At 52.3% G+C, this 14,565-nt stretch carries 1 protein-coding gene (running past one end of the window); it reads left to right on the forward strand.

What is annotated here, in order from left to right; translation table 11 throughout:
• Window positions 1-14,565 carry the 5' end (the start) of a tandem-95 repeat protein gene (locus AC1RVX_RS17510; RefSeq protein ID WP_493217867.1) on the forward strand. The gene runs 24,252 nt beyond the window's last position, so the window shows 14,565 of its 38,817 coding nt (coding positions 1-14,565); its start codon is at window positions 1-3; its stop codon lies beyond the right edge, outside the window.

Below are 14,565 nucleotides of genomic sequence, written 5' to 3' on the forward strand. Positions count from 1 at the left end.
TTGAATGCATTGAATTTGCTGGGGCAAAAGAACCAGTTGAGTCAGTCCCAGATTGGACGAAATGGACAACGTGTTTACGTCAACGGCAAGAATGGCAATTTAGTTGTTCAAAATCAGGACCTCCAATTATTCGACCATGGCCTCGACCTCGGTGTTTTGCGTACCTACAATAGCAACGGCCAATTTACAGACGACAATGGCGATAACTGGCTGACAGGTTTTTATGCAAAGCGCCTGGATGTCATAGGTCAGATTGGCGTTGCTGGCAGCAGTGTTGTCAAGACCGATGCTGACGGCTCGCAAGTCACCTTCCATTGGGACGATGCACAGCAAAAATATACCGGACAAAAGGATGGCGAAGTTAACAGCACCCTGACCATCGATGGTGGCCAACTGGTCTGGAGTCAGGGCGATGGTAGCTTGTCCGAATCCTACGACATCACCAGCGGACGCCTGTTGGCTACCATCGATCAGCTCGGCTATCGCGTCAGCTACGAATACAATGCCAACGGCTTACTCTCCAAGGCAACGGCAGACAATGGCGTAGCAACCAGTTATCAATATGACGGCAACAACCTCAGCGCAGTGGTCACCGATTATCAGGATCAGACCGGGCAATGGCTGGACCAAAGCACCGTGCATTACGTCTACGACACCCAGAACCGGCTGTCCACAGTCACTCTGACCATCGCACCAGGCGTGCAGGGTGGTACCGACAGCGTTTACAGCACCCGCTATACCTATGACGGCGATAGCAAGCGCCTGGCCAGCATCGCCCAGGACGATGGGTCGCAACTCAGCTTCACCTATGAACAAATTGCAGGCGACTACCGCGTCACGCAAATTGAAGATGCCCAGCATGGCATCACCCGTTTTGCCTATGACTTCGGAAACGGCATAACGACCATTGATGATCCTTTGCATCACAGCACCGTGCTGACCTATGGACCAGACGGTAAACTGATCGCCATCGACCAGCCACTGTCTGATCTGTCCGTAGCCCACACCGACCTGCATTACGACGCAAACGGCAATCTACTCAGTGTTGCCGGCGAAAACGGTCATGTAAATGAAATGACCTACGATGAGCAAGGCAACCAAACTTCCAGCCGCGATGCCAATGGCAACACCGTAAGCCGCGCTTACGACAGTTTTGGACAACTGCGCAGTGAAACCATTTACCTGACCGCGGATACCGATGGATCAGGCCCGGCATTGCCTGCTGATGGCAGCACCACACGTTACTACTACGCACCCGCGCCATCTGGCCGCGGTGAACTGCTCCGGTTTATTGTCAGTGCAGAAGGACGTATCACCGAATACCGCTACAACGCCCAGGGCCAGCGCATTACCGCATTGGCCTATACCGGCCAGTCGCTGGATGCCGTCAGCCTTACCGGCAATGAAACTGCCGATGCCATCAACACCATGGTACAAAACCTGGTCCATGGCAAAGATGGCCAGGCGCAAAGCCGGACCGATATTTTGCGCACAGATATGAGCTACGACGCCCATGGTCAACTGACCAGCGTCATTCGTTTTGCCAAAGTTCAGGTAAATTCCACATTTGATGGTGTAGCAGATGGACAGGCAGAAACCCGCTACGTCTACGACCAGACGGGTCATCTTCTTTCCAAACTGGATGTGGCGACTGCCGTACAAACCACCTATGCCTATGATGGTCTGGGCCGCGTCCTGAGTGTCACGGAAGGCAATCAGGCCACTGCGGTCAATCAATATGACGACCTCGCAAAACGCGTCACACTGACCGATGCAGCAGGCGTCAAGACTGTCAATGTTTACGACAACCTTGGCCACCTCGTCACATCAGCAACCGACGGCGCAGCGACCGTTGCCAGCTATAACTATGATGCAGCAGGACAGGTTACCTCCTATCAAGACCAAAGTGGCGCAAAAGCCTGGAAGTTTTACGATGATGCAGGGCATAACATTGCCACCATCGACAGTGCTGGCAAACTGACTGAATTCAGCTACAACAAAGCGGGCGACCTGACCAGGACACATCTGTACGCCACCGCACTGGATGTGACGACCCTCACAGGACCAAATGGCGAGCCGAAGAACCTGAATCTTGCAGACCTGCGACCTGCATCTACGGCAACCGACACATCCACATGGCAAGTGTTTGATAGTGCCAGCCGTCTGGTGTATAAAATTGACAGCAACGGCACCGTAACAGAAAACCTTTATGACGGCACCTCCCAACTGACAGAAGTCATTTCTTATTTCACGCACATTGACACCAGCAGTTTGGGTACTAGCCCGGCTGCAGCCGATCTTGGTCTGGTAAAAGATGCGGCTAAAGACAGTCGTACACGCAACTTCTACGACCGCGATGGCTTGCTGCTCGCTACACTTGATGCCAGCGGCGTATTAACTCAATCGCTGTATGACGGTGCCAAACAACTCACTGAAAAGCGCGTTTACGCCCAAAAAGTCAGTGTTGAACTGAGAGCCGAAGGCACACTTGCTCAATTGACAGATGGTCTTAAAAATGCAGGGGATGTCCGCACCCTGACCACCTATGACGGCAAGGGCGATGTGGTTTCCCAGCAGACAGTGACTGGTTATGCCGATGTCATCTTGCCTGGCGTGCACGATATTGAAGGCAGTATCGTCCAGCCTGGTGAGCAGGATAGCTATCAGTTCGTCGTCAAAGAACGCTCCCGTTTCTTCTTCGACGGCGTGCAGGGCGATCAAATCCAGTGGCAACTCGATGATGGTGTCAAAAGCCTGTTTTCAAACAGAGGCCTTGAAGATAGCAATGATAACTTCCTCGACCTGAATGCAGGCACTTATCACCTGACCGTCAACGCGCAGCAAGGCAAGACTGGCAATTACCATTTCCGCCTGCTGGGTGAAGAAGCGGCCATTCCAGTACAGGCCAATGCAACGGTCAGCGGCGAATTAAACCCATCCACCCAGGCTGCCCTGTATGCGATTGATGTACAGGCAGGGGACAGACTGTATTTCGCGCATGGCGCGGGTTCCAATTGGAACTGGCGCATCTTTGGCCCCGATGCCAGCGTAGTAAAGAATGGTGCTTATTGGGAGGATAGCAACAGCATCGTTGCCAGCAAAACAGGTAAATATTGGGTCAGCATCGAAGCTGCGTCGCCAGGCAATACGATACCGTTTTCATTTCAGTTGTATCAGCAAACACCTCCCGTTGTCGCCGGCGTATTAGGGCAAACCTATCATGTTGATTTGCCGACCCCTGGTTCCGCTGCCGATTTTGATTTTGATGTGACGCAAAGCGGCTGGCTCAAATGGGATCAGTTGTCCAATCTCAACAACATCAACTGGCGCTTGCTGGACGCCAAGGGACAAGTTATCTCAGGCTGGTCATCAGGCCGGGATGAAAACGACTTACCACCTGCAGCGGTATTACCAGGGCGTTATCGCGTCGAATTTTCAGCATCAGACCGCAATACCAGCTCTTTTGATTTCAAATTACTGTCAATCGAAGAATCAGCACCTGCCAATGTGAGTGATGGGCAAATCATTCCTGTCGGGTCAACATCCGGCTATGAAGACAGTGTGTATAAACTGCATGCCGATGCCAATTCGAATCTTGGCTTTCACGCCCAGTTCGACCAGCCAAACGCTGTGGCACATTACCAGGTAACAGACCGTGCAGGTCATATCGTCAAAGCAGGTGAGCTAGGAAATGGCAATTATGCCTCGATTGCCTTGCCTCAAACCGGTGATTATTACCTGTGGCTCGGCGGCGCGATAAGAAACAATGCACGCTTCACTGGAAACCTGACCGTACAAACCTGGACAAATGCCACCCATGACAATGGAACGCTGGACAACACAGCGACCGCCAAACTTGGTGGAACCATTGTTGCACCTGGACAGGTCGCAAAAAACAGCTTCCATGTGTCACAGTCCGGTACCTGGATGTTCCAGGCAGCTACCGGTTTGAATGACGGACAATGGCAATTAACTGGACCAAATGGAAGCACCATAGACTGGCATTCCCTGAATGCAGCCCAAAACACGGATGCCATTCCTGCCTACCTGGTTGCGGGCGACTATGAACTCGACATGCAAGCAGGTAATGCAACCGGTGATTATGCGGTCAATGCCAGCTCAGTACAGACCGCACAGGCACTGGCCGACAATGTCGCTACTGACTTGCCGACCTTGGCAGTGGGTGAATCTGCGGTGTATCGCCTTGCGTCCACGCCACAAGACCATTTTAGCTACACCCTCAACGCCCAAAATGGCGAATTCAGCGTCCAGGCTTTTGATCGCTATGGCCGTATTGCGTCCAGTGGCAGCACTACAGCAACGGGGGAGTTTAATCAGACACAGGCACAAGGCGATGTGTTTGTGCGTGTTACCCGCGTTGCTGCAGCGACAGGCAATGAAAACCTCAGTTTAACAACTGTCCGCACAGCGGCAGTGATAGCACCACAACCTGCTGGTACACCTATCGATGTCGGGCAATTGATTACGACAGGTGCGAGTGCTCAGGCGCAAGCGAACTATAGTTTTGATCTTGCCCATGATGGATTATTGTTTGTAGAATATCCTGCTTCCACGGCGAATTCGATTGTGGTGACAGGTGCCATGCGCAAATTCCAGGCTGATTTGCCTGTGGTTAATGCTGACGGCAACAATGGCCCATTGGTATTGGGCTGGGCACCCGCCGGTCACTATGAACTCAGCTTTGCAAACACGGCCAGCAATTTTTCTTTTGCAGTACGTACAAGCGATAGCGCGCAAGCTATCGTCCCTGATCAGGTCAATACCAGCAGCTTCTCTTCAGGTCAAAACCTGGCATTGTTCCGTTTTGATGCTGAGATCGGAAAAGACTATGATTTCAATTCTGATATTGCCAATGATCAGCTATACACCGTATTTGACAGCTTTGGTAATCCCCTTGACAGTGGTAGTTTAAGTAACCTGAAGAGACAAAGCTGGGCAGTCAACCCCGGGCAGACTTGCTATATCGCGGTTTACAGAAATCCAGCGCTCAGTGCTGATGCTGCTGCAATCAATTTTAAAATTGAATCGTCCAACCATATTAGCCAGGCTGATGCCGGAACCATCAGCGATGCCGCACCCGTTGATGTGCAGATTCCAGGTATCGCTGGCAGACAATATCGCACCGTCAATTTTACCGTTTCGCAAACGGGCTGGTGGAACATCAAATCTGCCGATGTCACCATTGATAATCATTCTGGCGCATGGTCACTCGACCCAGTCAACCCGGGAGATTTGAATTCCGGAAAAATGTACTCAAACTTTGATGGCACATCGGTCTCTGTTTACCTGACCGCAGGCCAGCATCAGATATTGGTGCAAAACAATGGCGGAATGCAGGGGCAGAGTGGAGTTGGTGGCTTGGTCGATTTCGGTCTCGAATTCAGCGCGCTGCAAACCGTCCCTGTCACAGCAGATGTCAGCACCAGCCTGGGTGCCCTGGCGGATAGTCAGGCCCTTGTACTCAAGCTTGATGTGACGCCGGAAGACACGCTTACTTTGCATCTTCATGCCGAAGACGGCAGCCATCACTACGATGTCCGTGCCTACAATTGCGCGGGGCAGTCCTTGAGTGTGAATACTCGTATCGATGACGTCAGTGGTGACCAAATCGTTGATGTCACACAAAACTATCTCTCTGGTCCGGTCTATGTCGTCTTGACGAATCGTATTGGCGCAGGTGCACAATCTGCCTTAACCGTGTCTGCCCAGGTCACGCCTAACGAAGCACCGGCCCAGAACAATGGTCGTATCAACATTGATGACTGGTTTGCGCCTGATACCAACTATATCAATTACACGTCCCGTTACAACGTAACAGTGCCAGAAGATGGCATGGTTTTTGTTGATACAAAAATCCCTCACCCTAGCACCCGTGACTTTATCCAATTGGGACTGAATGGTGCAGATGGTAGCTATTTAGCCTCCGATTCAACGGATGCGTATAAAGTAGCTGCGGGCGAATATGAATTTGATTTATTCCAATCCAGCAATTCGATTAGCCAAGTTCGTGTACTGAGTTCACGTAACGCCGCATTATTGCCAGGCAATGTCGCAACACCAGTGCATCTCAATGCGCATGACCCGAGCAACCTGTTTTATCAGGATTTAACGGCAGGTGACAACTGGAGCCTCAGCTTAGATGCATTAAATCAGACGCGATTCAGCCTGTATGATCCAGATGGCAAGCAACTTGTTGGCAATGCCACCGCAGGTACGGTAGCAATCCAAAAGACAGGCCGCTATATTGTACGTATCAACAATGAAGCCAATGATGCAAGCGACGTCAGCATCACCACCAATACCAGCCCGGCGTCCGGAGCCGCAACTATTCCGCCTTCATCGGTAGTACTGGCAACAGCGGCACCGACCACGATAGGCACGACATTTAATGCAGCTAATCAAGCTGCCGAAATAAGTTTTGATGTCACACAAAGCGGCCCCTGGGCATTCGCTGCGCTGACTGCCAACCTGGGCACCCACGCCCAATTGTCCGGTCCAAGCGGCAACAAAATTTATCTGGACGATTTATCCTCCGTCATTGGCAACAATGATCAAGTGATCTATCTGGAACAGGGCCATTACACGCTGGTATTGACGAATGGTTCTGACCCTGCGTCGTCCGCCTCTGTGCGTTTAATGCCGCTGGTCGCTGCGACACCTCTTACAGATGGTAACAGCGCCTCGCTGCAACAGATGCAAGTGGGTGAAACTACCTGGTACCGCGTAGCTGGAACGCTGGGCGGTACGGCATCTGCTGGTTTATCTACTGATGGACTTCATTTCTCCACCAGTACCGATTTTGAATTCAATGCCCTTGATACCTTTGACAGTTCCGGGCTGGCGACATTCCTGTCCAGTGGTACTTTGCCCAACAGCGTTTCAAAAACCATGCCGGCAAATGGCGATTTGTATGTGATGGTACATCGCGTAGCCAATACCGGTGAAGATGCGAAATTACTGGTATCCAGTCAGCCTGCATCCAATTCCGGTGTTGATAGCACGCCGATCCAGGTCAACACACCTGAATCCTTGCAATTGCCAACCCAAAGTTATGACTTCGATGTCGCCACCGATGGCTGGGTTGCACTTGAATGGCAAGAAGGGAATTACCAGGACTGGACCCTTACCGGGCCACGTGGGGTAGAGGCGAATGGCCATATAGGTGAGCCGTTTTCGGGGAACCTGAATGTGTATGGTTCACGGGACGGCAATTGGAAAACGCCAGTCAAATGGTTACCTGCTGGTCATTACCAAATGAGCTTAAGCCATGGTAGTGGTGCTGCGCGATTCAAGTTAGTTAATGTTGGTCAGTCGCAGCAAATTCTGTCAGACGACAAGATCAGTGTAGATATGGCTGCAGATCAAAATTATGCCCTGTTCGGCATAGACCTCGTGGCCAATGGTGACACATTCCTGACTGGTCTGGCTGGCGCGTCGCTGGGTAATTATTTCCGTCTGTATGATGCTGCCGGAGTAAAAGTCTGGGAGGGTGATCCGTCCAGAAATCAGGACCTGCAATTTACCCCTGCACATAGCGGTCACTATACTTTGCTGGTGGCGCGCAATGCGTTTGATGCGATAGGTGGCACGGCGCTTCGGTTTACGGTTAACCAGCAATCGAATGTTGCTACACCGTTGCCACTTGGACAAACTGTTCAGAATCAATTCCTGCGCAGTTACCAAACCTATAGCTATTCCTTCACGGCAGACACGGCATCTGAATTCACCCTGTCTGATTTGACTAATGCTGCCCAATATAGTCTGGTTGACGCATTTGGTAACAGTATATCCAGCCTGAATGCAGGCTCAGGAAATGATGGGCAATATGCGTTTAGTATTCCTGCAGGCACATATACGTTGCGCGTGTCGAATTATTGGGGGAATCAGTGGCCTGTCGCTTTTTCGTTTAGCAATAAGCCACTGCAAAATAAAGATGCAATCAAGACTGGCGATACCACAACCGTCAACTGGACGAATGGTGCGCCGGATAAAGTGATCAATATCGCTGGCGAAGCTGGCAGGACCTATTGGTTGGATGCGACTACTCCATTTCAATATAATTCAGAGATTTTCTACAAGGTAGTTGATTCAAATGGATTGCCCGTTTCCAATGGTTCGATCAGGCACTTCACACGCAATTACAATGATGCTCCAGAGACTGGCATCGCCTTTACCGCCCCAGTAAGTGGTACTTACACGATACAAATGTACGCACATGGTGGGCAAATTGGCTTGAATGGCAGCGTGGATTTTACCCTCACCGAAGGCAAAATTGAACAAGATAATTATGTGCTCGGTAGTGCCGTCAGTGACTCTCTCAACATTCCTGCAGATAATAAAAATTATCTCTTTACTTTGACCGAACCCACTACCGTCTGGTTTGATATCAGCGGTGGTGCTTACACGGTCGTCCTGCAGAGAACTGATATTGCATCAAGTGTTTTTGGTGTAAGAAATAATAATGCATTCGTGCAAAGAGCAGCATATCGCTTAGATGCCGGACAATACAACTTACAGTTTATCCCAAGTCAGGATGCGCCCGGTGCTTTCCATTTCTCTACGACACCTGTCAGTGCCTTACCCGCACTTCCGCTTGATACAGTTACCCCTGTTACGGTTGAACACAGTAACCAGACGACAGCGTGGCGTGTGCACGGTAATGCTGGCCAGAAAATCATTATCGATACCCGTTTAATCAGCGGTGTTTCCAATAGCCAGCGCTGGGATTTGATTGGCCCTGACGGCAAAACAGTCATTTCCGGTACGGAATATTCAAATAATGACCAATCAAAACAAATCACTCTGCCAACTGATGGCGACTATATATTTGCGTTGACAGGCGACACTGAAAGCGACGCCGCAACCCGCACCAGTACCGTGTATATAGGCAATATCGCCGAACCCGTCACCGACATCCATGTCGGCGACCAGATCAATGCCGCTATCACCAACCCCGGCGACATCAATCATTACCACTTCACACTGGATCATGACACCATCGTTGTGATTGATGCGATGGGTGGTGAGGCTTATCTTTCCCTGACAGGTCCGCAAGGCAATCTGCTGAATCTGCCGCTGTCCGAAAAGTCTGGCTATGCCCTGAAAACACTCAGTGCCGGCAGTTACACCATCAATGTGGGCGCTGCAGGTGCAAATACGGGCGATTTCGGCTTTAAACTGCTGTCATTGACCGATGCCGCAATCGCCCAGAGCACACCAGGCACCCTGAGTGCAGACCTGGGGGCGGGGCGTAGCCTGGGATTATTCAAGCTCGATACCCAACCTGGCCGTGCATACAATCTGGATTTTACCAGCCCGGTTGATGGGCAGGATGCGCTGCAATACCTTATCGTGGATCAGTTTGGCCGCACCATTCGCAATGCCTGGAGCAATGAGAATTCCATCAGTTTTACTACGCCAGAAACAGGTGGGGTCTACCTCCTCGCCAAACAGTCCACTGACGCCAATGTTCCTCAACACATAGAACTGAACCTCAGGCAACCCGCAGCAGCAACGGCTGAACTGGTCTGGAATCAGCCCATATCGGTCACCATGGCAACCCGCCAGGACCAGTACAGCTATCACTTCCGCCTGGATACCGCAGCCTGGGTACAGTTGCGTGATATCAGTATCAACTCCCAGTACACAACAGTGCAAATTGTGGCGCCCAACGGTAATGTCGTCGCAGACCGCAGTAGCAAAGCAGATGCTTTCCTGGATGCCGGCGACTATTTTGTACGCATCAGCAATAATACAGATGCAGCAGAAGGCACAACCCAGTTCACCGTGGCCTCGATACCTGCACCACAAAACCTGGAAAGACAAGGTGGCGTTGCGCAGACATTAAGCATGCCTAGTGGTGACGACACCCTGTCTGTCTGGTCCATCAAAGCACGTAATGGAGACCATATCCATCTGTCTGCCCAGCAATGGGCTGGCAGTGGGATTGTTGAAATACGCACCACTACAGGCGACGTATTGGCAACCTGGAATCCTTCCAGTGGAGATGCTGATATCACTGCTGGCGATGGCGGCGTGTTCCTGGTCAAGGTTCATCGCGACAGTTTGTCGAATGTGCCATCCAACGCCTATTCCCTGACCGCCACCATCGGTGAAGCCGACGTGCCGGACACCATAACTTCCGTCTTCAGCGCATCGGGCACAATCAATGCCAACGAAACGCAAAGCTTCCCGTTTGAAATCAGTGAGTCCGGCTTGTGGTACCTGGACCGCAATGTCAAGCCTGATGGCAATGCCATTTATCAAAGTGCTCAGATTACCGACGCCAATGGCGTCAGCTTCAAATCCAATAGCTATGGCGAAGCACAATTCCTCAAAGCAGGGCGTTACACACTCAATATTACGCAAAGCAATTACCCAAGCAACTACGATTTCACGCTGCGTAATTTGAATGACAGCCAGGTCCTAAGCCTGCAACTGGAACAGTCAGTCAGCACACCGCTGAGTAGTTTTGCAACGCTTGCCTATAAAATAGATGCGGTAGCAGGCGACAAACTGAGCCTCAATGTCCAGGGGGGAACAGGTAACTACACCACCAGAAACTGGCGCTTGCTCAATCAGTTTGGTCAGTTACTGCAACAAGGCAATGTCAATCAGGATAACCCCGTCTATGAAGTCACAGATACGGCACCTGTCTATTTGCTGCTGGATAATCCAGCTAACGCCAGCAACAGCGCCGACAGCAGCATTGCATTCCAACTGACCCAAGCCTCCAACAGCGCTGCCCGCAACATCAGCCTGGGACAAACCGTCACCGGTACCTTACCGGCGGGGCAGCATAGCCGCTCATTCACGTTCACCCTGGATCAGGCAAAGCTGGTTCAGTTTGACCGCTTGAACATGGTCACCAGCAGTTCTGTCGCCTGGCGTCTGGATGGCCCCTACAGCGATGGTAACCTGGCAAACCAGGGCTTGCCAGACACAGATGGCTATGACACCGGTGCACGTGACTTCAATTTAAAACCAGGAACCTACACACTCACGGTCTACGGAAATGGTAATGCGACCACCGATTTTGGCTTCCGCCTGCTGGATGCCGATGCCGCAACGCCGCTGGTAAATGCACAAATTGTGGAAGGGCGCTTATTGCCATCAGGCGAAACCACCAGCTACAGTATTAACGCCCAGGCGGGCGACAATATTTATCTTGATTTCCGCGACCTGGCACAACGCAGCTATGTCTACGAACCATCAAAAGGGGGCTGGCATTACAACTACACAGCCAACGTCCGCGTGGTCGATCCCTATGGCCGCCAGGTCGCCTATGGTGACCTGGGTGACGTGGCACTGGTTGCCACCGTCGCCGGCAAATACACCATCGATGTAGAAGACCGCGAACGCACTGATGCGCCTGTTCCTTACACCCTGGCCGTATTCGTTAACCCAAAAACCAATCCACGCACCATTGACCTGGACAATACCGCCGTAACTGGCATTGACCTGGCAGTACAGAATGTCAATGTAGCTCCCGTGGCGGCAGACACCCCGTTGCAGTCAGGTGCCGAAATCCGCATCAACTGGCAGACCGTCAATAACGGCAATAAACCGACTATTGGTGACTTTAACGAGCGCCTGCTGGTGCGCAACAAGCATACTGGTGACATCGTCCTGCAGGCCAACGTGCCTTATCTGGAATCGCAAAACAATGGCCCACTAGCAGCAGGTGCATCCGTCAGCAGGACAGCAACCCTGCGCCTGCCGGTTGGCCCTATTGGTGCAGGTGACCTCGAAGTCACCATCGAAACCAATTCCGACAATGTGCAGGAAGAAACCGGCAATGCCGCGCAAAATAACCTGGCAACCACCAGCTTTAGCAGCAGCCTGGCACCGTATCCGAATTTACAGGTCAGCGATGTCAGTATGTCGCCTGCATCAAACTGGCAGGCCGGAGACCCGGTCAGCATCCAATGGACCACCGCCAACACCGGCAATGCCGCAGCAAGTGGTGCCTGGGGTGCCTGGACTGAACGCGTGGAACTGGTCAACCTGACCACCGGTGTTACCGTTGCTGACCTGACCCAAAGCTTTGCTGATCAGAATCTGGCAAGTGGCACGCACATCTCTCGTAGCGCCAATATCACCTGGCCAAGTGGCATCAGTGCCATCGGCAGTTTCCGCTTGCGCGTCATTGTTGACGCCAATTCGCAAGTACCAGAATACGATGCATCCGGCGCATTGGAAAGTGACAATGTCGGTGAACAGACATTCGCTGTCGGTCCGGATTTGCAGGTACGCAATGTAGGCGTTCTGGAAACCGGCATCAAAGACGGTGATCTGGTCACCGTCGTCTGGGAAGATGTTAATCACGGTGCAGTTGCGGCACCTGCAGGTTATCAAGACCGGGTAGTGGTACGTCAACACAATCTTGATGGTTCCCTTGGCAGCGTCATTCTCGACACCGCGATCGGCTTCCCCGAAGATGCAGGCCAGACCCTTGCCGCTGGTGCTTCCCGCGTCCGCTCCATCAAACTGGCTTTACCAAAAGGCCTGACAGGCAGTGGCCAATTTGATGTCAGCATCGTCGCCGACAGCAATACCTCTGGTGCTGGCAGCATCTTTGAAACCAATCTGCTGGGTAATGCAGAGACGAATAACACCGCCAGCGGCCAGTTCAACTCGTCTTCCCACGACTATGCCAACTTGAACGTCAGCAGCCTGACCATACCGGCCAATATCAGTTCTGGTGATGATGTCGTCATCTCCTGGGTAGTCAGCAATTCCGGTACGGCACCGGCTTCCGGCACCTGGACAGACCGGCTGATACTGACCAGTGATGCGATCACTGGCAATAGTGATGATATTGTTCTGGCGAACGTCAAATATACGGCATCCCTGGATGTCAATCACAGCTACACCCAGTCGGCCACCGTCCATATACCAGCGCGCCTGACCGGTAATTACCGGTTTGCCGTCATCACCGATGTCAATCGTGCCGTGTTAGAACCCGATACCCGCGCAGACAACCTGCGCCTGTCCGGCCCGGTCGCCATTGCATCCACCTACACCGACCTGGTACCAGTCGTCACGACCGCACCGGCTACAGCCTATGCCGGTCGCCCAAGCAGAGTCGAATGGAGCGTCCAGAACAAAGGCAACCTGGCAACCGACGTAACGCGCTGGGTCGATCAGGTCTACCTGTCTTCCACACCAACGCTGGCTAGCGACGCTGTGCTGCTGGGTTCCCTGACCCATGTTGGTGCCGTCAATATTGGTGGCAGTTATACCGGCGCACTGGATGTCACACTGCCAGAATCTGTCACCGGGCAATATTACTTCGTCGTCAAAACCGATGCCTTCGCCAATGCGTACGAACCAGGCAATACCGACAACAATATTGCTGCAGCGCTGACAGCCACCACGATTTCACCGCAACCAAAACCGAACCTGACGGTCACTGCCGTCAGCGGTGACCAGGTCTGGAAAATAGGTGAGACTGTACAAGTCAACTACACCATTAAAAACAGCGGCAATGACACTGCAGACAGCTGGACCCAAGAACAACTGCGCCTGGTCAATATCGCCGATCCTAGCCAGTCCATCACCATCGCCAATTCACCTGGCACCACCAGAAAACTGCTCCCAGGTGATTCCTTCACCAGCCAGTTGAGTTTCAGCCTAAGCAATGTGCCCGTCGGTCAATGGCGTCTGGATGTCGTGGCCGATGCACCCAACTATATTTCTGAACTCAACGAAGCAGACAATGTCGGCTCCACCCAGATCACCGTCGTCAGCCCTGATCTGGCAGTAGACACACTCAATGCCAGCGGCGTCTTAAAAGGCGGCGAAAGCATTTCCCTGAACTGGACCACCCGCAACAACGGCACAGCCGACGCCAGCAATGTACGTGATGTCGTCTACCTGTCACGCGATGGCAGCCTGAGTGCCGATGACATTAAGTTGGGCGAACTGACGCATGGCCTCATTGCGTCCGGCGGCAGTGCCACTGGCAGCCTGGATGTCACATTGCCTGTCGACAGCCAGGGCCAATACCGCCTCATTATTGTCACCAATCCCGACAATGCCATCAATGAAGACGGTGCCCGTGACAATAACCAGACCGACATCAACATCAATGTCGCCCAGGACAGCTACGCCGACCTGGCCGTTCAATCGGTAACTAATCCAGGCCTGGTGATTGGTGATTCACAAAACGTCACCGTCAACTACAGCGTCATCAACCAGGGTACAGGCGCGGGCAGAACCGCTTCCTGGACCGATGTGGTGATTTACTCCAGTGATGATATCGTCGGCAATAGCGACGATATGATACTCGGCACCGTAGAACACACAGGTGGCCTGCAAGTGGGCGACAGCTATACCGGAACCGTGACCTATTTGAACCAGGATGGCCTCAGCCGTCATGGCCATGTCTTTGTCAAAGTGGATAAAGACGGCAAGGTTTGGGAAAACGACGCCAAAGACAATAACACCGTCGAATCTGCCACTGCGCTGGACATCATGCCCAAGCCTTATGCCGATCTGCGCGTAGAATCAGTCAGCACCTCGTCCCCCGCAAGCAGTGGT

The organism is Undibacterium sp. GW821-FHT11B02 (assembly GCF_058808955.1).